18 protein-coding genes and 1 riboswitch are annotated in these 22,184 nt (G+C 69.5%); of the genes, 9 read left to right on the forward strand and 9 right to left on the reverse strand.

Features of this window, described 5'->3' with window-relative positions; translation table 11 throughout:
* The first annotated feature begins 176 nt into the window (after positions 1-176).
* A complete protein-coding gene (gene yczR, locus ACT89H_RS16170; RefSeq protein WP_445109441.1) occupies positions 177-1,682 on the forward strand; it encodes a MocR-like transcription factor YczR in 1,506 nt (501 codons plus the stop codon).
* Positions 1,683-1,948: 266 nt separating this feature from the next.
* On the opposite strand, the gene ACT89H_RS16175 is transcribed toward yczR, so the two are convergent.
* A complete protein-coding gene (locus ACT89H_RS16175; RefSeq protein WP_445109442.1) occupies positions 1,949-3,052 on the reverse strand; it encodes a CaiB/BaiF CoA transferase family protein in 1,104 nt (367 codons plus the stop codon).
* A gap of 220 nt (positions 3,053-3,272) precedes the next feature.
* Here ACT89H_RS16175 and ACT89H_RS16180 point away from each other — a divergent pair, with 220 nt between their 5' ends.
* Complete coding sequence (locus ACT89H_RS16180; RefSeq protein ID WP_445109443.1) at positions 3,273-3,770, forward strand: DUF456 domain-containing protein; 498 nt, start codon at positions 3,273-3,275, stop codon at positions 3,768-3,770.
* A gap of 3 nt (positions 3,771-3,773) precedes the next feature.
* On the opposite strand, the gene ACT89H_RS16185 is transcribed toward ACT89H_RS16180, so the two are convergent.
* Positions 3,774-4,649, reverse strand: a complete 876-nt coding sequence (locus ACT89H_RS16185; protein ID WP_445109444.1) for an amidohydrolase family protein — start codon at positions 4,647-4,649, stop codon at positions 3,774-3,776.
* Positions 4,650-4,731: 82 nt separating this feature from the next.
* Entirely contained in the window at positions 4,732-6,195 is a 1,464-nt protein-coding gene (locus tag ACT89H_RS16190; protein WP_445109445.1) for an FAD-dependent oxidoreductase, read from the reverse strand.
* 375 nt (positions 6,196-6,570) lie between these two features.
* Between ACT89H_RS16190 and ACT89H_RS16195 the strand changes: the two genes are divergently transcribed.
* The 3 genes from ACT89H_RS16195 (at position 6,571) to ACT89H_RS16205 (ending at position 8,842) form a co-directional block, all read left to right on the forward strand.
* A complete protein-coding gene (locus ACT89H_RS16195; protein WP_445109446.1) occupies positions 6,571-7,020 on the forward strand; it encodes an Rv0361 family membrane protein in 450 nt (149 codons plus the stop codon).
* A gap of 63 nt (positions 7,021-7,083) precedes the next feature.
* Positions 7,084-7,200: riboswitch (SAM riboswitch) on the forward strand.
* A gap of 14 nt (positions 7,201-7,214) precedes the next feature.
* A complete protein-coding gene (locus tag ACT89H_RS16200; RefSeq protein ID WP_445109447.1) occupies positions 7,215-7,631 on the forward strand; it encodes a rhodanese-like domain-containing protein in 417 nt (138 codons plus the stop codon).
* On the forward strand, positions 7,628-8,842 hold the full coding sequence (locus tag ACT89H_RS16205; RefSeq protein ID WP_445109448.1) for an O-succinylhomoserine sulfhydrylase: 1,215 nt from the start codon (positions 7,628-7,630) through the stop codon (positions 8,840-8,842). Before ACT89H_RS16200 ends, ACT89H_RS16205 begins: the two co-directional genes overlap by 4 nt.
* A gap of 20 nt (positions 8,843-8,862) precedes the next feature.
* On the opposite strand, the gene ACT89H_RS16210 is transcribed toward ACT89H_RS16205, so the two are convergent.
* From ACT89H_RS16210 to ACT89H_RS16220, 3 genes are all read right to left on the reverse strand, one after another.
* The gene (locus tag ACT89H_RS16210; protein WP_445109449.1) at positions 8,863-10,389 is read right to left on the reverse strand and encodes a serine/threonine-protein kinase; all 1,527 of its coding nucleotides are present in this window, start codon (positions 10,387-10,389) and stop codon (positions 8,863-8,865) included.
* 99 nt (positions 10,390-10,488) lie between these two features.
* Positions 10,489-10,941, reverse strand: a complete 453-nt coding sequence (locus ACT89H_RS16215) for an RpiB/LacA/LacB family sugar-phosphate isomerase (RefSeq protein ID WP_445109450.1) — start codon at positions 10,939-10,941, stop codon at positions 10,489-10,491.
* A gap of 61 nt (positions 10,942-11,002) precedes the next feature.
* Positions 11,003-11,761 (reverse strand): HAD-IIA family hydrolase, encoded by a 759-nt coding sequence (locus ACT89H_RS16220; protein ID WP_445109766.1) that lies wholly within the window; start codon positions 11,759-11,761, stop codon positions 11,003-11,005.
* A gap of 218 nt (positions 11,762-11,979) precedes the next feature.
* Between ACT89H_RS16220 and fgd the strand changes: the two genes are divergently transcribed.
* The 3 genes from fgd to ACT89H_RS16235 all read left to right on the forward strand — a co-directional run bounded on the left by fgd (position 11,980) and on the right by ACT89H_RS16235 (position 16,455).
* Entirely contained in the window at positions 11,980-12,990 is a 1,011-nt protein-coding gene (gene fgd, locus ACT89H_RS16225) for a glucose-6-phosphate dehydrogenase (coenzyme-F420) (protein WP_445109451.1), read from the forward strand.
* 95 nt (positions 12,991-13,085) lie between these two features.
* Positions 13,086-15,158: a phosphate acetyltransferase gene (pta, locus tag ACT89H_RS16230; protein WP_445109452.1), complete on the forward strand. Its 2,073-nt coding sequence runs from the start codon at positions 13,086-13,088 to the stop codon at positions 15,156-15,158.
* A 91-nt stretch (positions 15,159-15,249) separates the two neighbouring features.
* Positions 15,250-16,455: an acetate kinase gene (locus ACT89H_RS16235; RefSeq protein ID WP_445109453.1), complete on the forward strand. Its 1,206-nt coding sequence runs from the start codon at positions 15,250-15,252 to the stop codon at positions 16,453-16,455.
* On the opposite strand, the gene ACT89H_RS16240 is transcribed toward ACT89H_RS16235, so the two are convergent.
* Genes ACT89H_RS16240 through ACT89H_RS16250 form a run of 3 tightly spaced genes read right to left on the reverse strand, consistent with a single transcriptional unit; the run spans position 16,452 to position 21,305 of the window.
* Entirely contained in the window at positions 16,452-18,953 is a 2,502-nt protein-coding gene (locus ACT89H_RS16240) for a serine/threonine-protein kinase (protein WP_445109454.1), read from the reverse strand. The two genes, ACT89H_RS16235 and ACT89H_RS16240, sit on opposite strands and share 4 nt — an antisense overlap.
* Before the next feature lie 7 nt (positions 18,954-18,960).
* On the reverse strand, positions 18,961-19,944 hold the full coding sequence (locus tag ACT89H_RS16245; protein ID WP_445109455.1) for a glutamate ABC transporter substrate-binding protein: 984 nt from the start codon (positions 19,942-19,944) through the stop codon (positions 18,961-18,963).
* Positions 19,941-21,305 (reverse strand): GlnX family signal transduction membrane protein, encoded by a 1,365-nt coding sequence (locus tag ACT89H_RS16250; RefSeq protein ID WP_445109456.1) that lies wholly within the window; start codon positions 21,303-21,305, stop codon positions 19,941-19,943. The genes ACT89H_RS16245 and ACT89H_RS16250 overlap by 4 nt, the downstream gene beginning before the upstream one ends.
* A gap of 185 nt (positions 21,306-21,490) precedes the next feature.
* Here ACT89H_RS16250 and ACT89H_RS16255 point away from each other — a divergent pair, with 185 nt between their 5' ends.
* Positions 21,491-22,183, forward strand: coding sequence for an NUDIX hydrolase (locus ACT89H_RS16255; protein WP_445109457.1), 693 nt, complete (start codon positions 21,491-21,493; stop codon positions 22,181-22,183).
* Position 22,184 lies beyond the last annotated feature (1 nt).

Raw genomic sequence — 22,184 nt, forward strand, 5'->3', positions numbered from 1 at the left:
TTCCGCGCCGCTGGGCAGGTCCGGTTCCGGCACGTCGCCACGGCGGTGGATCGCCGCGAGATCGGAGTATCGCCGCTGGTGGTCGTAGTACGAAAGGGACTGGTCGGACAGCGGTGTACCGGGGTGCGCGGCACTGGCCTTGCCAATAAATATCCAATCAGTCGATACTGGACCGTATGGCGACAAGAGTGATCGGCGCGGGCAGCCTGGCTCGCGATCTGGGCCACTGGCGGCACGCGCACGACGGCGATCCGGATTCGGCCGGGCGGCGCTCCAGCCGCCCGGCCTATCTGGCGCTCGCCGAAGGCATCCGGCTGCTGATCCACGACGGGCGCGCCCCGCTGGGTGTCGCCTTGCCCAGCGAGCGGGATCTCGCCGCCACCCTCGGGGTCAGTCGCACCACCATCACCTCCACCTACGCGCTGTTGCGCGAGCACGGTTACCTGATCAGCCGCCAGGGCTCGCGCAGCACGGTGGCCCTGCCCCGCGACGTGCAGCACGACGGCGTCAAACCGGCGCGCGGCATCCTGGCGATGATGGCCTCGCCCGAACTGCCCACCGTCGACATGACCTATGCCGCCATGGACGCTCCGCTGGAGATGCAGGACGCGTATTCGGCTGCGCTGGAAGGAATCCCGGCCTACCTCGGCACGCACGGTATGGACCCGGTCGGTGTGCTCGCGCTCCGCGAGGCGATCGCCCGCCGCTACACCGCGCGCGGGCTGCCGACCGAGCCCGATCAGATCCTGGTCACCCTCGGCGCCCAGCACGGCCTGCGCCTGCTGCTGAACGTGCTCACGGCGCCCGCCGCCCGCGTGCTGATCGACCATCCGACCTATCCGAACGCCATCGAGGCGATTCGCGACGTCGGCGCCCGGCCGGTGCCGGTGCCGCTGCGTCCGGAGGACCCGGCGGGCGGCTGGGATCTCGACGGTATCCGCAGTGCCGCGCGGCAGACCGCGGCCAGTCTGGCCTACCTGGTGCCGGACTACAACAACCCGACCGGCCTGCTGCTCGACGCCGACGGCCGCGCCGAACTGGCCGCCATCGCCAGGGATACCAGGATGACCGTCGTCATCGACGAGTCCATGGCGGATCTCGGGCTCGATGACGATCTTCCGCGACCGCCGGTCGCCGCCTTCGCCAGAGGCTCCGAGATCGTGACCATCGGCTCGGCCTCGAAATCGTTCTGGGGCGGTTTGCGCGTCGGCTGGATTCGGACCAACCAGGCGCTGATCACCAAGTTGCTCGGCATTCGCTCCACGGTCGACCTCGGCACCCCCGTGATGGATCAGCTGGCGACCGTGCACCTGCTCGAGCACGCGGAGGTGATTCTCGCCCGCCGCCGTGACCAGTTGCGTTCGCAGCGCGCCGCGCTGCTCGACACGCTCGCCGAGGAACTGCCGGATTGGCGCGTCACCGTCGGCGCGGGCGGCATGTCGGTGTGGGCGCAGCTGCCGACCTCGGTCTCCACGGCGCTGGCCGCCACGGCCCCCAACCACGGCGTATTGCTCGCGGCCGGGCCTCGATTCGGCGTGCAAGGCGCGTTCGAACGGTTCCTGCGGTTGCCGTTCACGCACCGGGAACCCGAATTGCGTTTGGCGGTCAAGTCCATCGCGTCCGCCTATGCGGCGCTCACGCCGCGCGCCGCGGACCCGTTGACGCCGTTGACCTGCTACTGAGGCGATTTCGCCGCTGGGGAGGACCTCCGCGGGCGGTATGTCTCCGCGAGCACCGCCGAGCACGATCGGTCGGCCACCCCTCGGGGCCGGCCCTCGTCGTGCTCGGGCGGTGTACAGAAGCTCGCACGGCGCGGCGGCCTCCAGCTCGAGCGGCGGTCAAGGGGCGGACCGGACGAGGTTCGCGATTCTCGAAAGCCGCCTGCTCGCGGACAGTATGGCAGGCTCGGCAGGGAACTGTCGAACCGGTTGGTATGTGAAAGTTTCGATTATCGGTCGCCGACCCAGACCGCCTCGATCGGGGTGGCGGTGGTCGGCGGCGGGGTGGGAATCCCGTTCGGAGTGCGGGAGAATCGCGGCGCGGGAGCGTGCTGGGTGATGTTTTCCAGTTCCAGCAACGAGCCGCGGGCCGCGATGTGCTCGTTGCGCGTCGCCTCCTCGAAGGTGAGCACCGGAGAGACACAGGCGTCGGCGCCGATGAAGATTTCGGTCCACTCGTCCCGGGTCTTGGTCCGGAAGCGTTCGGCGAAGAGCTTTTTCAGCGTTTCCTGTCCGGCGGGGTCGAGCTGGAAAGGCAGGCCGTCCGCCTCGATCTCCAGCCCGGCCAGCAGCTGGGCGTAGAACTGCGGTTCGATCGCGCCGACCGCCATGTACTTGCCGTCGGAGGTTTCGTAGGTGTCGTAGAACGACATTCCGGTGTCGAGCAGGTTCACGCCACGCTCATCGGACCAGGCGCCCGCGCCGCGCATGCCCCAGATCATGTGCGAAAGGGCAAGGGCGCCATCGACCATGGCCGCGTCGATCACCTGTCCCTTACCGGACCGCTGCCGCTCGACCAGCGCGGCGAGGACGCCGACCACCAGGAACATCGAGCCGCCGCCGAAATCGCCCACCATGTTCAACGGCGGGACCGGGCGTTCGCCCTTGCGGCCGATGGCGTGCAGCACGCCGGTGATGGAGATGTAGTTGATGTCGTGTCCCGCGCGATCGGCCAGCGGACCGTGCTGTCCCCAGCCGGTCATCCGCCCGTAGACCAGGCGCGGGTTGCGGGCGAGCGCGTCGTCCGGGCCGATGCCGAGCCGCTCGGTGACGCCGGGGCGGAAGCCCTCGATCAGCACGTCCGCCTTCTCGACGAGACCGAGCACTTTCTCGAGGTCGGCGGGGTCCTTGAGGTCGGCTTCGACGATGGTCCGGCCGCGCAGCTGCGGACGGTCGAACCCGCCCGGTAGCTGGCCTGCGCGCTGCACCCGCACCACGTCGGCGCCCAGATCGGCCAGCAGCAGCGCGGCGTGCGGTCCGGGGCCGATCCCGGCCAGCTCGATGACCTTGACGCCCGCGAGCGGGCCCTGCTCGGCGGTGGATGGAGTGCTCACGCCCTACCTCGGTTCGTCGTTCGATGCAGCGCACCGGTGACCGGTGCGTCCTCCCGGAGGCGACCGGGAAGGATGTATTGACAGTATGACAATAGGCCGCCGCCACAAGATGGCGCATCGTCGAGGCCCGCGGTCGCGGACGTTGCGCCCGTGTGTGAGTACGGCGGCCGGTCTGCGGCTACGGCTCGCCCGCCCCCACGCCCGGCTCTAGGCTGCACGTGTGGAAACGCTGTCGGATCAGGGGTGGTACAACCTTCTCGCCGGTCTCGCGATTCTGGTCGGTCTGCTGGGGATCGTCGTGCCGATCCTGCCCGGGGTGATCCTGATCTTCGCGGCCATCGCCGTCTGGGCCTTCCTCACCGGGGGCGCCACGGCCTGGACGGTTTTCGCGGTCAGCACGGTGCTGCTGGTGCTTTCCGGCGTGGTCAAATACACCTGGCCGGGGCGCAGGATGAAAGACGCGGGAGTGTCCAACCGCGCGGTGCTGCTCGGCGCGATACTCGGCGTTGTCGGCTTCTTCGTGATCCCGGTGATCGGCCTGTTCGTGGGTTTCGTTCTCGGCGTTTACCTGTGGGAACTCCAGCGGCTGCGCGTCAACCGGCAGGCGTGGCAGGCGACGGTGCACGCGTTGAAGGGCGTCGGGCTGTCCATTCTGATCGAACTCTTCGGCGCGTTGCTGGCCACCGGTGTCTGGCTCGCCGGTGTCTTAGCGATCTGAGCGTCAGCGATCGATCGCGGGAAACGGAATCGTGTCGCCCGCGCGGCTTCCCGGGAGTTCGTCGCGGCGCAGCCGGAGGGTCGGCGGTTCCGGCCGGTGCAGCGGCAGGGTGGGGGCCGGGTCGTCGTCGACGACGCGCTCGCGGGCCGGGAGCCGGTAGAACGCGCGGGCGTTGTCCTCCAGCACCGCGTACATGTCGGTGCCCACCACGTCGCAGAGCAGATCCACGTCCGAGTCCCGGAACGGGCGTCCGGCTCGGGTGCCGGGCAGATCGGTGCCGAACATGAGGGCTTCCGGATTCACCGCGTGCACGCGGCGCAGCGCGTCGGCGACGTTCATCGCGACCCGGCCGAACCCGGTCGCCTTGACCTTCGCTCCGCGATCGACCAGGTCCAGCAGGAAGGGCAACCCTTCGGCGGACATCCCCAGATGGTCGACCGACAGCGCGGGCAGTTTGGAGATGACCGGTTGCAGCGAGGCCAGCATCGTGCCGTCGATATAGACCTCGACGTGCCAGCCTGCCAGTTCGTAGGCACGCAGTGCCTGCAACGTCATCCCGGTGATGTCGGTGGCCGCGCGCTTGAGGTTGAAACGCAGTGCGCGCACGCCGATCCGGTCCAGTTCGAGGATCTCCTCGTCGGTGGCATCCAAGTCGAGCCGGGTGACACCGACCCAGCCCTCGCCGAGTTCGGCGAGGGCGGCCTTCAGGTAGGTCTGGTCCGTGCCCTGGAACGACCCGCTGACCACAGCGCCGCCGCTGATGTCGTATCGCGCCATGCGCTTGCGATAATCGGCGATGGTGAACGGGTCGGGCAGGTAGCCCTCGTTCTCGGCCAGCGGAAACCGCGGGTCGAAAATGTGCAGGTGGGCATCGAACACTTGTACAGAATGCCTCAGGGTCGGATTTTCCGCTGCCACACCTGGGACGTCGCGTCGGCGGCGGAGTCGGTCACTGCGGCGTTCAGACCTTGTGCGGTTCGCTGGCGCGCAGCATGTCCTCGCGCTCGACGACTTTGACGCGCTCGCGGCCCTCCGGCTCGCCGAGGGAGCGTTCGTGCGCGTCGAGTCGGTACCACCCGGCCCAGGTGGTGAACGGGATGCCCTTGCCTTCGAGGAATTCGATGACGGCCTCCGGGTCGGGCCGCTCGGCCGGGGTGAAGCCGGGCGCGTCGTCCAGCAGGCAGGCGATGGTCTCGTTGGCGTCGCCCTTGGTGTGGCCGATCAGGCCGACCGGGCCGCGCTTGATCCAGCCGGTGACGTAGGTGGCGGGCAGGTAGCGCGCCGCGCCGTCGGCGTTCTCGTCGACGAGCACCCGGCCCGCTTCGTTCGGCACGGTGCCGGCCTGGTCGTCGAACGGCAGGTTGGTCAGGTTCTGCGACAGGTAGCCGACCGCGCGATACACCGCCTGCACGTCCCAGTCCTTGAACACCCCGGTGCCCTTGACGTTGCCGGTGCCGTCGAGCTGGGTGCGTTCGGTGCGCAGGCCGACGACCTTGCCGTTCTCGCCGAGCACTTCGGCGGGGGATTCGAAGAAGTGCAGGAACAACTTGTGTGGCCGGTCGCCCGCATCGCGGATGGCCCACTGCTCGAGGGTGTTGGCCACCATGTCGACCTGCTTGGAGTGCCGCCGCGCGGCTTCGGAGCCTTCGTCGTAGTCGATGTCCTCGGGATCGACGATGACTTCGATGGTGGGCGAGTGGTCGAGTTCGCGCAGTTCCAGCGGGGTGAACTTGGCCTGCGCGGGACCACGGCGGCCGAAGACGTGCACCTCGACGGCCTTGTTGGCCTTGAGGCCGTTGTAGACGTTCGGCGGGATCTCCGTCGGCAGCAGCTCGTCGCCGGTCTTGGCCAGCACCCGGGCGACGTCGAGCGCGACGTTGCCGACGCCGAGGACGGCGACCTTCTCCGCGTCCAGCGGCCAGGTGCGGGGGACGTCGGGGTGGCCGTCGTACCAGGAGACGAAGTCGGCGGCGCCGTAGGAGCCGTCGAGGTCGATGCCGGGGATGGGCAGCGCCCGGTCGGCGTTGGCTCCGGTGGAGAAGATCACCGCGTCGTAGAAGACGCGCAGATCGTCGAGGGTGATGTCGGTGCCGTAGTCGATGTTGCCGAGCAGGCGCACCTGCGGCTTGTCGAGGACCTTGTGCAGGGCGGTGATGATGCCCTTGATCCGGGGATGATCGGGCGCGACGCCGTAGCGGATCAGGCCGAACGGCGCGGGCATGCGCTCGTAGAGGTCGATCGACACCTCGGCATCGGACTTCATCAAGGCGTCGGCGGCGTAGATCCCGGCCGGTCCGGCGCCCACGATCGCGATGCGGAGCGGGCGGGGCTTCGCGGTGTGCGCGTCAGGCCCGGAGGAGGAAGCCTGCGTCACCACGGAGGGCTCGCGGACACCGCCATCCTCTACTGCACTCTGTTCGGTCATCTCTTTACGCGCACCTTTATGGTCGAAATCAATTACGTATGGCTTAGCTTAGGCTGACTTGACGCACCGGCTCGGTCGCACCCGTCCGGCGCGGACGCCGGTGTGGCCGGCTCATGGCTGCGCGGTGCTCCGTCCGCCGCGGCGTGGAGCTGCCGGTTCGCTGTGGCAGCAGGCCGCCGTCCAGCGATTCTATCGGGATGGCGGATGCCGCCCCACGTCGGTGCGTGAACTCGATGCGTGCCATCGACAGTCACGATCATCGGTTACCCGCTCGCGCGCGGTCTACGGTCGCCACTCGCCAGGGGGCAGCCGTGTGCCGATTCACAGCCGGGGGTCGAGCGCTCGATACCGGCGCCGACCAGGGATCATCGAGCCATGACCGAACAGCAGCCCGCCGCGGGCGAGGACGAGATCATTCGGGTCGATCAGACCGACAGACGCTCGGCGGTCCCGTTCGTCGCGGCCGCGGTGGTCGCGGTGATCGTGCTGATCGCGGTCGTGCTCGGCGGTGTGCTGTCGCCCGCTGAGAAAAATGTCACAGACGCCGATCGCCTCACAGCGGCCGTGCGCGACTTCGTCGACGGCTCCAATCGCAGTGCCGCCGTGCCGCCGCCCGGCACCGCATGCCAGGGCTTCGACGCGAGTCGCTCACCGCTCGCGGGCCAGGACGGTGCCGGAAAGCCCGTCGAAATCACGAAAATCGACCAGCCCATGGTCGACGGCGACCGGGGCAAGGCGACCGTCACCACGAAGGTGGGCGGGCAGGAGAAGACGACGACCTGGAATCTCACCAGGTCTGGCGACAAGTGGCTGGTGTGCACCTGAGCGTTCGCGTAGGGTGCGCCCCCGTTTGACACGGCGACCCCGGTCAGTGCAATCTCAGTCGGAGGTCATGAGAACCAGCGTCAAGCCCCGGCATTGCTGGTCGGCAACCCTCCTCCGCGGTGGGGTGCTCCGGGTGACGACCTGGCGGCGCCTCGGTCCCGGGCGCGGCAAGTGCGGATTCGCAGGAGGTGCACATGAGTTATGCCGGTGATATCACCCCGCAGCAGGCTTGGGAGCTGCTGCGGGACCATCCCGAAGCCGTCCTCGTGGACGTGCGGACGGAAGCGGAATGGAAGTTCGTCGGTGTACCGGACACGAGCTCGATCGAACGGCCGACCGTGCTGGTCGAGTGGGTCGATTCCACGGGCGCGCGCAACGAGGCGTTCGTCGAGCAGTTGAAGCAGGCGCTCGACGGTCACGACCCGGGGGCGCCCGTCGTCTTCATCTGTCGTTCCGGTCAGCGTTCGGTGGGCGCGGCGATCGCCGCCACCTCGGCCGGCTACCACACCTCCTACAACGTGCTCGAGGGCTTCGAAGGCCCGCTCGACGAATTCGGGCATCGCGGCGGCTCCGGCTGGCGCGCCCTCGGACTGCCCTGGCGGCAGTCGTGATCACCGGCGGCGCGTTCGACAAGCCGCTGCCCGACGGCGTCGGCCCCGCGACGCTCGGCGTGCGCGGCGGGCTGCGGCGTTCCGGTTTCGAGGAGACCGCGGAGGCGCTCTACCTCACCTCCGGCTTCGTCTACGAGAGCGCCGAGGCCGCCGAGGCCGCGTTCACCGGCGAGGTCGAACACTTCGTCTACTCCCGCTACGGCAACCCGACGGTGGCCATGTTCGAGGAGCGGATGCGGCTGCTCGACGGCGCCGAGGCGTGCTTCGCGACCGCCAGCGGCATGTCCGCGGTGTTCACCGCGCTCGGCGCCCTGCTCGGCGCGGGCGACCGGCTCGTCGCGGCACGTAGCCTGTTCGGCTCGTGTTTCGTGGTGTGCAACGAGATCCTGCCGCGCTGGGGCGTGGAGACGGTCTTCGTCGACGGCGAGGATCTCGACCAGTGGGAACGGGCGTTGTCGGTGCCCACCCAGGCGGTCTTCTTCGAGACGCCGGCCAACCCGATGCAGACGTTGGTCGACGTGCGGCGGGTGAGCGAGCTGGCGCACGCGGCGGGCGCGAAAGTCGTCCTGGACAACGTGTTCGCCACCCCGCTGTTGCAGCGCGGCTTCGAGCTCGGCGCCGACGTGGTGGTCTATTCGGGCACCAAGCACATCGATGGCCAGGGCCGCGTGCTCGGCGGCGCGATCCTCGGCGCCGAGGACTACATCGACGGCCCGGTGAAAACGCTGATGCGCCATACCGGTCCGGCGCTGAGCCCGTTCAACGCGTGGACGCTGCTCAAGGGCTTGGAGACGATGCCGCTGCGGGTACGTCATTCGGCGGAGTCCGCCTTGCGCATCGCCCGCTTCCTGGAGAGCAACCCGGCCGTCAGCTGGGTCCGATACCCGTTCCTGGAATCGCATCCGCAGCACGCGCTGGCCACCGGCCAGATGAGCGGCGGCGGCACCGTGGTCACCTTCGAGCTGAACGCGTCCGAGCACGAGGCGAAGAAGCGTGCGTTCGAAGTGCTCAACCGGTTGCGGATCGTCGACATCTCCAACAACCTCGGTGATGCCAAGACCCTGATCACCCATCCGGCGACAACGACACACCGCGCCATGGGCCCCGAAGGCCGGGCCACCATCGGCCTGTCCGATGGCGTCGTGCGCATCTCGGTGGGCCTGGAAGACGTGGAAGACCTGCTCGGCGACCTCGACCAAGCCCTCGCTTGATCGCGACGGTGTAGCGGCGGTCAGCGGATCGGCACGGTGACGCCGGGTGACGACGGCGCGCCGTGCAGAACCACGTGGGTCGCGACCTCGTCTTTCTTGTCGTTCTTCTTGCCGTTCTTGTTCTTGCCGGGCAGGTCGAAGGCCAGCCGTATCGTGCCGCCGCGGCCGGGAGCCAGGCGCGCGAAGTCGTCGCCGGGCGGGTTCAGTTCGGCGGTGCCGGCCGGGTCGGGCGGCAGCGAGTGGCCGCCGGTGGTGACCAACCGTTGGTCGGCGATGGCGAGGGTTTGTTCGTGGTCGGACAGGTTGGTGACGGTCAGCGTCACGATCGTGCGGGCACCACTCGCGGCTGCCGCGTCGTAAACCACGTCGGTCACGGTGAAAGCGAAGTTCCCGTCACGCACGGCGGGTACGGAACTCGCGGGTTGCCCGCCGGCCGGTGGCAGCGAATCGCTCGATGGGGCAGCTGCGCGAGTCGTCGTTCCCGCGACCGGCGCGGACCCCATGTCGATGCCGTCGACCAGAAGAAACAGCGCCGGAGTGGCGACGAGCGCCGCCGCGGCGGCGATCAACCATCGCGGCTTCAGCCGAGGACCGTGCTGCCCGGGCGCGGCGGGTGGCCGGACCTCGGGCGTCGGCTGCGCCGAGGTGGGGGCATGCATGACCCGGGTCGGCGTGCGGCCGCGAGGTGCCGTGGAACCAGCGACCGGCGGGCTCGGTCGTGCGGGCGTGGAACGGTTCAGGACTGCCGACGCCGCCGCGGCGAATTCACCCGCGCTGCCGTAGCGTGCGTCGGGCTCCTTGGCCATCCCCTTGGCGATGACATCGTCGAGCGCGGCCGGGACGCCGGGGGCGGACCGTGCGGCGCGGGGCGGTTCGGCCATCAGGTGGGCGCGCATCTGCTGGGCCGGATCGCCCGTGCCGAAGGGCGGTTGCCCGGTGAGGGTTTCGTAGAGGACGCAGGCCAGCGAATAGACATCGGACCTGGCGTCCACCGTTCCGGTGAAGCGCTCCGGCGCCATGTACCCCAGCGTGCCCACCACCAGCCCGGTGGCGGTGAGGGCGGTGCCGTCGGCGGCGCGAGCGATACCGAAGTCGATCAGATACACGAAACCGCTGGTGTGCAGGAGGATGTTGCCCGGCTTAACATCGCGGTGCACCAGTCCGGACGCGTGCGCGGCATCCAGCGCCGCGGCGGCCTGGGCGATGACGTCGACGGCCCGATCCGACGGCAGTGGGCCGGACTTCAGCCGGGTACCGAGGTCGACACCGTCGATGTAGGTCATCTCCAAGAACAGATGGCCGTCTACTTCGCCGAACGCGTGGACGGGCACGATGTGCGGGCTGCGCGCCGTGGCGCCCAACCGAGCTTCCCGCTCGAACCGCTGCCGATAGAGCGAATCGGCGGTATACGCCGCCGACAGCACCTTGAGTGCCACGGCGCGGCCGTGCTGATCATGTGCCAGCCACACCTCGCCCATGCCGCCACGGCCCAGCAAGCGTTCGAGGCGATAGTTCCCGAACGTGCCACCGGGCCTGTGAACGGACATGGCTCGACCGTATCGCCGGGAGTCGTCGATATCGAAAGCGGGAGCCGCGCCTCAGGCGCTGTCGACGCCCCGCCGCAGGTCGAGGCGGCCGTACTTTCCTCAGGTATCGCCGGCGCGTTCGATGTCGGCGAGATGGGCGATGTTCGCCCGGTCGTCCGGAGCGGAGCTCGGCTCGGTGGTGAACCAGGCGTCGAGGATCTCCCGGAGTTCGGCGCTGGAGGTCGAACGCAGGCTCAGGGCAAGGACATTGGCGTCGTTCCAGGTGCGGGCGCCCGCCGCGGTCGAGGCGTCCGCGCAGAGTGCGGCGCGCACCCCGGCGACCTTATTGGCCGCGATCGAGGCGCCGGTACCGGTCCAGCAGCAGACGACGGCCTGGTCGGCGCGGCCGGAGGCGACGTCGCGGGCGGCCGCTTCGCTGGCCCAGGCCCAGTCGTCGCGTTCCTCCTCGGACAGCGCGCCGTGCGGCACGATCTCGTGGCCGCGCTCGACCAGTTCGTCGACCAGTTCCGCGGCCACACCGACCCGCTCGTCCGCCGCCACCGAGATTCGCATGCGTCCACCGTAATGTTCGCGGCGGATCGGCAGGGGGTCTGCTGCCACGGGGGCGCGGCGATCAGTCCGTGAACGGGGCTTTGGTCTTCCCGATCAGATCGGCGACGGAGTCCACCACCATCGTGGGGCGGTAGGGATAGGCCTCGTAGGACGCGCGGGTGGAGATACCCGAGGTGACCAGGATGGTGCGCATGCCCGCTTCCAGGCCGGAGATGATGTCGGTGTCCATCCGGTCGCCGATCATCACCGTCGACTGGGAATGGGCGCCGATCCGACGCAGCGCGGAGCGCATCATCAGCGGGTTCGGCTTGCCGACGTAGTACGGGTCGCGTCCGGTGGCGCGGGTGATCAGCGCGGCCACCGAGCCGGTGGCGGGCAGCGAGCCCTCACGGGACGGGCCGGTCGGATCCGGGTTGGTCGCGATGAAGCGGGCGCCTCGCTCGACCAGCCGGATCGCGGTGGTGATCGCCTCGAAGGAGTACGTGCGGGTCTCGCCGAGGACGACGTAATCCGGGTCGCTGTCGGTCAGCACATAGCCGATCTCGTGCAACGCGGTGGTGAGGCCGGATTCGCCCACTACGTAAGCGGTGCCGTTGGGACGCTGTTCGTCCAGGAAAGTAGCGGTGGCCAGCGCGGAGGTCCAGATCGCTGCTTCCGGGATGTCGAGCCCGGTGTGCCGCAGCCGAGCCTGCAGATCGCGCGGCGTGCGGATCGAATTGTTGGTCAGCACCAGGAAGGGCGTGTCGTTGGCGCGCAGTTCGGCGAGGAACTTGTCGGCGCCCGGGATGAGGTGGTCCTCGTGCACCAGCACGCCGTCCATATCGGTCAAGTAGGACAGGATCGGCTCGTCGTCTGCGGTCACGCGGCCATTATCCGTTATCACCCGCGGCGGCCACCGGGGAAGCGATTCGCCCCCGGCGGGCGTTCTCCGCCGTGAAGATCATCCGCGTCGGCCCGTCGGCGCGACGGGCGGCAGTGTTGACTACTGTCGATGACGGATCGCGATGGTGGCGAAACGAAACGCGAGGAGCGTGGCAGATGAGCGGACTCAAGCTCGGATACAAAGCATCGGCGGAGCAGTTCGGTCCCCGGGAACTCGTCGAGATCGCGGTGTCGGCCGAAGAACACGGCATGGACAGCGCCACCGTGAGCGACCACTTCCAGCCCTGGCGGCACAAGGGCGGACACGCGCCCTTCTCGCTGGCCTGGCTGGCCGCGGTCGGCGAGCGCACCCAGCGCATTCAGCTCGGCACGTCGGTGCTCACTCCGACGTTCCGCTACAACCCCGCGGTGATCGCGCAGGCGTTCGCCACCATGAGTTGCCTGTACCCGGATCGCGTCATGCTCGGGGTCGGCACCGGTGAGGCGCTCAACGAGATCGCCACCGGGTACACCGGCGAATGGCCCGAATTCAAGGAGCGTTTCGCGCGCCTGCGCGAGGCGGTCGACCTGATGCGCGCCCTGTGGACCGGTGACCGCGTCGACTTCGACGGCGAATACTACAAGACCGTCGGCGCCTCCATCTACGACGTGCCCAAGGGCGGTGTCCCGATCTACATCGCCGCGGGCGGTCCGCTGGTCGCGCGCTACGCCGGACGCGCGGGCGACGGCTTCATCTGCACCTCGGGCAAGGGTATGGACCTCTACACCGAGAAGTTGATGCCCGCCGTCGCCGAGGGTGCGGGGAAGGCCGGGCGCAGCGTCGACGACATCGACCGGATGATCGAGATCAAGCTGTCCTACGACACCGATCCGGAGCTGGCCAGGGAGAACACCCGGTTCTGGGCTCCGCTGTCGCTCACCGCGGAGCAGAAGCACAGCATCACCGACCCGATCGAGATGGAGGCCGCCGCCGACGCGCTGCCGATCGAACAGATCGCTAAGCGCTGGATCGTCGCCGGCGACCCGGACGAAGCGGTCGCCCAGATCAAGCCGTACCTCGACGCGGGCTTCAACCATCTGGTCTTCCACGCCCCCGGCCACGATCAGCGCCGCTTCCTCGACCTCTTCCGACGCGACCTGGCCCCCCGCCTGCGCGCTCTGGTCTGACGTCCGCGATCGGCACACCACGGCGAGGTCTTTTCGGCCGAGGCCACCGTGGTGTGATCGGGTCCGGTCGCCGCTGGTTCACTAAGCTCTCGGACATGGCCGACAACGCTCCATCCGTCGTGTACATCGCCTCGCCCGAAGGCGATACCGGCAAGTCGACGGTGGCTCTCGGGGTGCTGCAGGCGCTGTGCGCGACGACCGCGCGAGTCGGGGTTTTCCGGCCGATCACACGCTCGACCACCGAGCCCGACTACATCCTCGAACTGCTGCTCGAGCACAGCACGGCCGACATCGACTACGCGCAGGCGATCGGCACCACCTACGAGCAGGTGCACGCCGACCCGGACGCGGCGATCAGCGAGATCGTCCTGCGCTTCCACCAGGTGGCCGAGCTGTGCGACGCGGTGGTCGTGGTCGGCAGCGACTACACCGACGTGGCCGGCCCCAGCGAACTGCGCTTCAACGCCAGGATCGCGGTCAATCTGGGCGCACCCGTGTTACTGGTGCTCCGCGGTGCGGGGCGCACCCGGGACGAGGTGCGGCAGCTGGCCGAACTGTGCGCGGCCGAACTGGCCCACGAGCACGCGCGGCTGGTCGCCATTATCGCCAACCGCTGTGACCCACAGCGGTTGGCGGAGGTGGCCGCGGCGCTGACCGGGTTCGATGTCCCGTCCTGGACCCTGCCCGAGGTGCCGCTGCTGATCGCCCCCACCATGGCCGAGCTGTGCGCCGCCATCGACGGCGAGATGTACAGCGGCGATCCGGAATTGCTGCACCGCGAGGCGCTGAAGGTCATGGTCGGTGGCATGACCGCGGAGCACATCCTGGAGCGGCTGTCGGAGGGTGTGGTGGTGATCGCGCCGGGCGATCGGTCCGACGTGCTGCTCAGCGTCGTGAACGCGCATGAGGCGGAGGGTTTTCCGTCGCTGTCCGGCATCGTCATGAACGGCGGCCTGCTGCCGCATCCGGCGGTGGCGCGGCTCATGGACGGCCTGAAGCCCAAGCTGCCGATCCTCACCACCGAGCTCGGCACCTACGACACGGCGGGCGCCGCCTACCGCACCCGCGGCCGCATGTCCGTGGGCAACCCGCGGAAGGTGAACACCGCTCTGGCTCTGATGGAGGAACACGTGGATGCCGCGGAACTGTTGCGGCGCATCGATGTTCCGCACAGTGCGGTGGTCACGCCCCAGATGTTCGAGTACCAGCTCATCGAACGCGCGCGAGCCGATCGCAAGCGCATCGTGCTGCCGGAAGGCGACGACGACCGTATCCTGCGCGCGGCCGGACGGGTGCTACAGCGCAAGATCGCCGATCTGGTCATCCTCGGCGAGGAGACGACGGTGCGCGCCCGCGCCGCCGAACTCGGGGTGGACATCTCCGCCGCGCAGGTGCTCGACCCACGCACCTCCGGCTACCTGGAGGAGTTCGCCGCCGAATACGCCGCACTGCGCGAACACAAGGGCATGACGCTGGAGCGGGCACGTGAAACCGTCGCCGACATCTCCTATTTCGGCACCATGATGGTGTACCAGGGGATCGCCGACGGTATGGTCTCCGGCGCGGCGCACACCACGGCGCACACCATCCGCCCGGCGCTGGAGATCATCAAAACGGTGGAAGGTGTCTCCACCGTCTCCAGCGTGTTCCTCATGTGCCTGGCCGACCGGGTGCTCGCGTACGGCGACTGCGCGGTCGTGCCGGATCCGACGGCACGGCAACTGGCCGATATCGCGATCTCGTCCGCGGCGACCGCCGACCGCTTCGGCATCGAGCCCCGGGTCGCGATGCTGTCGTATTCCACCGGCGAATCGGGTAGTGGGGCGGACGTGGACAAGGTGCGCGTCGCGACCGAGCTGGCGCGTGAGCGCGCACCGAAATTGCCGGTGGAGGGGCCGATCCAATACGACGCCGCGATCGAACCGACCGTCGCCGACGCCAAGCTGCCCGATTCGGAAGTGGCCGGGCGCGCGACGGTGTTCGTGTTTCCCGACCTCAATACCGGCAACAACACCTACAAGGCGGTGCAGCGCAGCGCGGGTGCGATCGCGATCGGGCCGGTGCTGCAAGGTCTGCGCAAGCCGGTCAACGACCTGTCCCGCGGCGCGCTGGTGGCCGACATCGTCAACACCGTGGCGATCACCGCCATCCAGGCGCAGGACAACTGATGCGGGCGGTCGCCGCCGCGTGCAGGAACGAGCGCGTCGTCATCGTGGTCGCCGAGCGAGTGTGCCGGTCGCACGGGACACAGGAGGCATGATGAGCGAGACGGCCGATGACATGGTGCTGGTGATCAACTCCGGGTCCTCGTCCATCAAATACCAGCTGGTGGACCCGGATTCGGGGGTGGTCGCGGCGTCGGGCACGGTCGAGCGGATCGGCGAGGACGAAGGCGGGATCGAGCATCGCGCCGACGGCGCGAGCATCGAGCGCCGCGAGCGGATCGCCGACCACGCCGCCGGGCTGCGACTGATCTTCGACATGTTCGCCGCGACGGGCCACGACCTGGTACGTGAAGGCGTGCGGGCGGTCGGGCACCGGGTGGTGCACGGCGGCGAGGTGTTCTACCGCCCCACCCTGATCGACGACGACGTGGTGGCCGCGATCACCGAGCTCGCCGCGCTGGCGCCGCTGCACAATCCGGCCAACGTCGCCGGGATCGAGAGCGCGCGGGCACTGTTGCCCGGGGTGGCGCAGGTCGCGGTGTTCGACACGGCGTTCTTCCACGGCTTGCCCGCCGCCGCCAAGACCTACGCCATCGACGCTAAAGTGGCGGCCGCGCACGGTATCCGGAAATACGGCTTTCACGGCACCTCGCACGAGTACGTGTCCGGCCGCGTGGCCGAGCTGCTCGGGCGCGACCCCGGTGAGCTGAATCAGATCGTCTTCCACCTCGGCAACGGAGCGTCGGCGTCGGCCATCCGCGGGGGGCATCCGATCGACACCAGCATGGGCCTCACGCCGCTGGAAGGTCTGGTGATGGGCACCAGGTCCGGTGATCTCGATCCCGGCATCATGGCGCACCTGGCGCGGTCCGCGCACCTCGACATCGATGCGATCGACACGCTGCTCAACCGGGATTCCGGGCTCAAGGGCCTGTCCGGCGTCAACGATTTCCGCGAATTGCGCCGCCTCATCGAGAGCGGGGACGAGGCCGCGCGGCTGGCCTACGACGTGTACATCCATCGGCTGCGGCGCTACCTGGGCGCGTACTTGATCGAACTCGGCGGGGTCGACGCGATCACCTTCACCGCCGGAGTGGGCGAGAACAGCCCGCAGGTGCGCGCCGACGCCCTGGCCGGTCTCAGCGGCTTCGGCATCGAGGTCGATCCGGCGGCCAACACCGCGCACGATCGTGCCGCGCGGCGTATCTCCCCGCCCGGCGCACCGGTCGCCGTGCTCGTGGTGCCGACCAACGAGGAATTGGCCATCGCCCGCGCCGCGCGGCACCTGGTCGACGGCTAGATCCAGGTCTTCGCGCGAATGGAGTTGGCCAGGTCGACGAGCGCGTAGCGGTGCCTGCGGTTGGGCGCTGCGCGAGCCAGCGAGCGCAGGCTCGCCTCGGCGCCCGCCCGCAGTTCGCGTTCGGTGAACGGCGCGCCGAAGAGCGTGGCATCGGGGCGTTTCGGCGTGTTGCCCGCCTGCAGCCACGCCAGAGCCGCGCCGAGCACCAGTACCCGCATCTGCGCCGCCCGACTCTCGCCCGCGGGCAGGCTCAGCACCCGGGACGCCGAGATGTGCAGGGCGGCCTCGTCGAGATCGGCCACCGGCACGGCCGTGAGCATGAGCAGCACGGCCGTCATCCGCGCGGTGGTGAAATGCCGCGACGCGGCGGGCACGGCGTCGAGCGCCTGTACCGCCCGGTCCACCCGCTTGTCCGCCGCCAGTTGTCTGGCCAGCCCGAAGGCGGCGCTCACCACGGTGCGATCGGTGCGCCAGACGGTCTCGTAAGCCTGCTCGGCGTAGCCGCGCCATTGCTCGGGATCCGGCGAATCCCAATGCTGGAGCACGAGTTCGGCGGTCGCGGCGAGCGCCAGCTGGGGGGCGAGTTCGCCGGGAAGCACGCGGAAGACCTCGTCGAAGTTCGTGAAGGCGCGCTCGTATTCCCGGTCGAGCAATTCGGCCATGCCGCGATACCAGCTCACCCGCCACTCTCGTTCGGGCAGCCGGGTGAGCAGGTCCAGCACCGTGGCGGACTCGCGCAGGTCGAGCCGCATCCTCGCCTCGGCGAGGGTGAGTTCCAGATCCAGCGTCTCCGGGACGTTGCCGGGATCGGCCTCGGCTCGTTCCCGGACCTGCCGCAGCGCCTCCAACGCGTGGACGGGGTCAGGATGCACGGCGGCCGCGAGCAGGGGCGCCGACGGGTCGGCCGGATCGAGCAGCGGAATAGGCAACGCGGCCACCACATCCAGGGCGTCCAGCATGCTGCTGCGCGGGCGGCCGTCGGTGTAGGCGTCGATCTGGCTGATCAATTCCTCGGTGCCGAAACCGGCCCGCGGCGGCGTGAAGACGGTGGACAGTTGCGGGTGCTCGGTGTCGGTCTCCAGCGCGAGGATCTCCCGCAACACACCTGCCAGCTGAGCGGACATCGCACGGGCGGAGGGGAAGCGGCGTCGCGGGTCCGGGTCGGTCGCGCACAGCAGCAGGCGGTGGAAGCACCGGTAGCGCGCCAGCACCGGCTCGTCGGCGGGGTCGGGTATGCCGTCGAGGTAGCGTCCGTGCTGCGCGGGCAGGTTCAGGGTGAGCACCGCGAGCGTGCGTCCGACGGTGTAGATGTCGGAGGCCACGGTCGGTCCGGTACGCGCGATCTCCGGCGCCTGGAACCCTCTGGTGCCGTAGAGGTTTCCGTACGCTTCGATGGTGGCGACCGCCCCGAGGTCGATCAGTTTCACCTGGTCCTCGGTGACCATCACGTTGTCGGGTTTGAGGTCGTTGTAGGTCAGCCCGGTCGAGTGCAGGTAGTCCAGTGCGGGCAAGATCTCCAGCAGGTAGGCGATCGCCTCGGTGACCGGCATGCGTTTCGGGCGTTCGTAGGAGTCGAGGATGTCGCGCAGCGACCGGCCGCCCACGTACTCCATGACGATGTAGCCGACGGGTACGCCGTCCGCGCCGGTGTGCTCGACGAAGTTGTAGATCTTGACGATGCTGGGATGTGCCATCTCGGCGAGGAATTGGCGTTCGGCCACGGCGACCGCCTGCGCTTCGGCGTCACCGGCGTGCAGCAGCCCCTTGAGCACGACCCAGCGGTCGCTGACATTGCGGTCGATCGCCAGATAGATCCAGCCGAGTCCGCCGTGCGCGATGCAGCCCTGGATCTCGTACTGCCCCGCCACCATGTCGCCCGGGTACAGCGTGGGGCGGAAGTCGAAGGGCGCGTCGCAGGTCGCACAGGTGCCCGCGGTGGTCGCGGGCCGGGTCGCCGTCGCCCGGCCCACCGGTTTGCCGCAGCGCCAGCAGAATCGCTTGCCCTCGGAGACCACCGCGCCGGTGAGGACGGCGTCACGCGGGTCCGCGGGCGTCACCGTCGGGATCGGCACCAGCCCCGCACCCAGCCGCCGCACCGCGGGCCGGGTCCGCGCGGTGCGCACACTGCGTCCGGAGGTGCGCTGCGGACCCGACGCGGGCGTGGAATCCGTGCGCCGGGTCTCGTCCGCGGTCGCCGGCTCGTACGCCGCCATGCCCTGGGTTTCGTGCGCTCCCGCTGTCTCCTGCCGTTCGGTGGGGTCGTGTGTCCATGCCGCCGTGCTCGATGTCGCTTCCCGATCCGCGCGTGCGCGCCGCCCCGCTCCAGCGTGAGCCCCCAGTTGTCGCGGGTCCGCATGGCCGGCGCGCGGCGGTGTCGCCGCCGTGTTCCGGTGCGGCCCGGCCGCCGCGGTGGGGCCGGCCTCGAATACGTCGGCCCGGCCGGGTCCTCCCGTGGCGTTCTCGTCCGGGTCGGGCTCGGGGGCGGGCCGTGTGCTCATCGACCCGTCAGTCCTGATAAGTGGGTGCGGGCGGAGCGGGTACGGGGCCGAGGGCGGTGAGATATTTCTGGTACAGCCCCTCCCAAGTGCCGTCGTTGCGGATGCGTTCCAGCGTGCCGTTGACGAATCGGACCAGGTCGTCATTGCCCTTGGTGATGCCGATGCCGTACGGCTCCTCGCTGATGCTGCCGCCGACCAATTCGGTGTACGGGTCCTGCGCGGCCAGACCGGCGAGCACGGCGTCGTCGGTACTCACCGCGTCGACCTGGCGCTGTTGCAGCACCACCAGGCAGTCGGCCCAACTGGGCACGGTGAGGATGGTCGCGGCGGGCTGGTCGCGGCGCATGTGCTCCAGCGACGTGGTGCCGGACACGATGCACACCCGTCGGCCCGCCAGATCGGCGAGGCTGCGGATCCCGGAGTTCTTCACCGCGAGCACCCGTTGGTTGGCGCGCAGATAGACGGTGGAGAATGTGACCTTCTCGCGCCGCTCGCAGGTGATCGTCATGGTCTTGGCGACCAGGTCGACGGTGCGGTTCTGCAACGCCGTCTCCCGCTCGGCGGAGCCGAGGCTGCGGAATTCGATCAGATCCGGGCTGCCGAGCAGATCGCGGGCCACCTCCCTGGCGATGTCGGCGTCGAAACCGACGATGGCGCCGGAGATCGGGTCGCGGTAGCTGAACAGATTGCTGCCGGTGTCCAATCCGACGAGCAGCCTGCCCCGCGCCCGGATCGCGTCGATCGCCGCGCCGCGCGCCGCCGCGCCCGCTCCGGTCGGACGCAGGCCTGCGGTCGGGTCCCCGCACCGCGACGCGCCCGCCGCGGGTGGGACGGGGGAATCGGTGAGCACGGCAACGGCCTTGGCCGGCAACGGGGGATCGGTGTACTTCGGCGTCTTGCTCGACACCGGCGCGCCGGAATCGCTCGCACAGCCGCTCGCCAGCGTCAGCACGGCGAGGGCGGTCACCAGAATGCCGCGCGCGGATCTCATCGGTACTCCCGAAGCCGGGGCCAGATGCCCAGTCCCACCAAGCCTGCCGCCAGAATGCCGAGCACCATCGCGCCCGCGCCCAGGAAGTCCAGGATACGCGCCGCCTGGGAGATCTTGCCGCGCAACGTGTCCCTGGTCGCGGCGACCGCTTGCTCGAGCGAACGGTCCAGCGCCTCCACCTGCACGGTGGCGTCCGCTGATCCGGGACCGGTCGCCACTACGGCCGCGTTGTTGAAATCGCCCTTCGCCAGCGCGTCGTTCATGCGCTGATGCGCCGCCCGCCAGCGCGCCAGCGCCGGTAAGGCATTGCGCATTTCGTTCGCCGCCGGTGCGGAACCGGGGTACTTGCCGATCAGATCGGCCAGCCGTTCGACGTCCGCGTCGTAAGTGCGGTCGTAGTCGCCGGTCGCGTCGCGGCGCACCAATTTCAAGGTCTCCGCGGCGCGGGCCTGCTGCACCAGGATTCGGCTCTCGGTCACCCGGGAGGAGGGCACCGCGCCGTCGTCGCGGGCGCTGATCATCGCCGCCGCTGACACCGAACCCGCGATCACCGTCCACGCCAGCAGGATCAGCATGGCCGCCGACGCGAGCACCAAGCCCGGATTGAATACCCGCCGCCAACGGCGCGCGAGATCACGCTGGACCCAGACGAGCACGCCGAGGGTGAGCAGCAGCAGCCCGATCGCGGACCACGGCGGGCGCACGTGGTCGCGCTGCGCGTCGGTCACCGCCGCCGAGCGATGATTGTGCAGTTCCTCGGCCATCGGTAGCAGCGTCGTCTGCATCTGGTTGGACGCCTCGCTCAAATACGCGGCGCCGACCGGATATCCGCTGCGATTGTTCGTCCGTGCGGTTTCCACCAGACCGGAGTACACCGGCAGGCCGGTGACTATGCCGGTGCGCAGCCGCGCGTCCGGATCGCTCGCCGCGTCGGATTGGGTCACCAATTCCGCGGCCGCTTCGCCGAGAGCCTGGGTGTAGCGGTCCCGCACCGCCCGCGGCTCCAGGCCACCCGCGATGAACGCGGTGCTCGCCGCGGCGTCGGCGATCGACAACGAGGTGTAGAGCCGAAGCGCGGAGTGCGCGTTCGGTTCGGTGTCCAGCAGCAACACATCCAGGCTCTGCTGTCGTTCACCGACCGTCGCCGCGGTCATCGAGCCCGCGGCCAGGCACAATCCGATGAGCAGCAGCCCTAGCGCGATCAGCCGTCCCGGTGAGGAATTGGCGAACGACCGCAGATCGGCCAGGTCGAGACGTTCGCGCACCACCGCGACGCTCAGGCCGCCCGGGTCGTCCCGGCCGGCGGGCTCGGGCGCGGACGACGGCCGGAGTTCGGCCGTCGTCGGTTCGGAGCCGGCCATGTCCACCTCCCCAGTTTGGGCCGCGTACGCGGATTTCTCGACGGATCGATCGGATATCCGATCGATCCGTGCGTGTTGGTGCGGAGTTTATTGTGGTCATACGGGCGCCGCGGCGTGTGAAACACCCTCGATTGGGAGGAGACGGCGGGTGGGCGCTGCCGCGGCTGGACGAGGATGGGTAGGACATGCGTGGTGACGGTGATGGTTGGTCGCATAGCCCGGACGGGCTGCGGCACTGGGGGCGCTTCGGCGCCGCCGGGCTTCTCCTGCGCGCTCCGCTGGCCGATGGTGGTTCCGCGGTGCTGCTGCAACACCGCGCGCCGTGGAGTCATCAAGGCGGGACCTGGGCGTTGCCCGGCGGTGCGCGGGACAGTCACGAGACGCCCGTGCGCGCGGCGGTCCGCGAGGCGTGGGAAGAGGCGGGCATCGATCCCGCCGCCGTCCGGGTGCGTGGCGAGCGGGTGACGGCGTCGGCCCTGAGCGGCTGGACCTACACCACGGTCGTCGCCGACGCGGCGATGACCCTGCCGACCACCGGCAATCGCGAGAGCACCGAGCTGGCCTGGGTTCCCGAGGACGAGGTCGACGCCCGTCCACTGCACCCCGGCTTCGCCGTCTCCTGGCCCGTCCTGCGTGCCGCACCGGCGCGGGTGCTGCTCGCCGACCTCGGCGACGACCGAGCCGTCGCCGCGGCGCTGCCGCGCACGCTCGACCTCGCCGACTTCGGTTTCGTGTGGCTGCATTCGGATCCGGCTGGGCCGGGCGACTACGCCAGGATCGTCGACGAGCCGGACGCGGCGGCCGCGGAACCCGCGTCGAACGGGAACACGGCGGTGGAGACCGCGCTGTCGTTCACCCGCGGGCAGGTGCTTTCCTGAC

Source organism: Nocardia aegles, from assembly GCF_052545135.1.

What these genes read in the sequence shown, in the direction of transcription:
- ACT89H_RS16235 (WP_445109453.1), top strand. Translation starts at nt 15,250, where the DNA reads ATGAGCGAGACGGCCGATGACATGGTGCTGGTGATCAACTCCGGGTCC.
- fgd (WP_445109451.1), top strand. Translation starts at nt 11,980, where the DNA reads ATGAGCGGACTCAAGCTCGGATACAAAGCATCGGCGGAGCAGTTCGGT.
- ACT89H_RS16245 (WP_445109455.1), bottom strand. Translation starts at nt 19,944, where the DNA reads ATGAGATCCGCGCGCGGCATTCTGGTGACCGCCCTCGCCGTGCTGACG.
- ACT89H_RS16200 (WP_445109447.1), top strand. Translation starts at nt 7,215, where the DNA reads ATGAGTTATGCCGGTGATATCACCCCGCAGCAGGCTTGGGAGCTGCTG.
- yczR (WP_445109441.1), top strand. Translation starts at nt 177, where the DNA reads ATGGCGACAAGAGTGATCGGCGCGGGCAGCCTGGCTCGCGATCTGGGC.
- ACT89H_RS16210 (WP_445109449.1), bottom strand. Translation starts at nt 10,389, where the DNA reads ATGTCCGTTCACAGGCCCGGTGGCACGTTCGGGAACTATCGCCTCGAA.
- ACT89H_RS16215 (WP_445109450.1), bottom strand. Translation starts at nt 10,941, where the DNA reads ATGCGAATCTCGGTGGCGGCGGACGAGCGGGTCGGTGTGGCCGCGGAA.
- pta (WP_445109452.1), top strand. Translation starts at nt 13,086, where the DNA reads ATGGCCGACAACGCTCCATCCGTCGTGTACATCGCCTCGCCCGAAGGC.
- ACT89H_RS16195 (WP_445109446.1), top strand. Translation starts at nt 6,571, where the DNA reads ATGACCGAACAGCAGCCCGCCGCGGGCGAGGACGAGATCATTCGGGTC.
- ACT89H_RS16250 (WP_445109456.1), bottom strand. Translation starts at nt 21,305, where the DNA reads ATGGCCGGCTCCGAACCGACGACGGCCGAACTCCGGCCGTCGTCCGCG.
- ACT89H_RS16255 (WP_445109457.1), top strand. Translation starts at nt 21,491, where the DNA reads ATGCGTGGTGACGGTGATGGTTGGTCGCATAGCCCGGACGGGCTGCGG.
- ACT89H_RS16190 (WP_445109445.1), bottom strand. Translation starts at nt 6,195, where the DNA reads ATGACCGAACAGAGTGCAGTAGAGGATGGCGGTGTCCGCGAGCCCTCC.
- ACT89H_RS16220 (WP_445109766.1), bottom strand. Translation starts at nt 11,761, where the DNA reads ATGGACGGCGTGCTGGTGCACGAGGACCACCTCATCCCGGGCGCCGAC.
- ACT89H_RS16240 (WP_445109454.1), bottom strand. Translation starts at nt 18,953, where the DNA reads ATGAGCACACGGCCCGCCCCCGAGCCCGACCCGGACGAGAACGCCACG.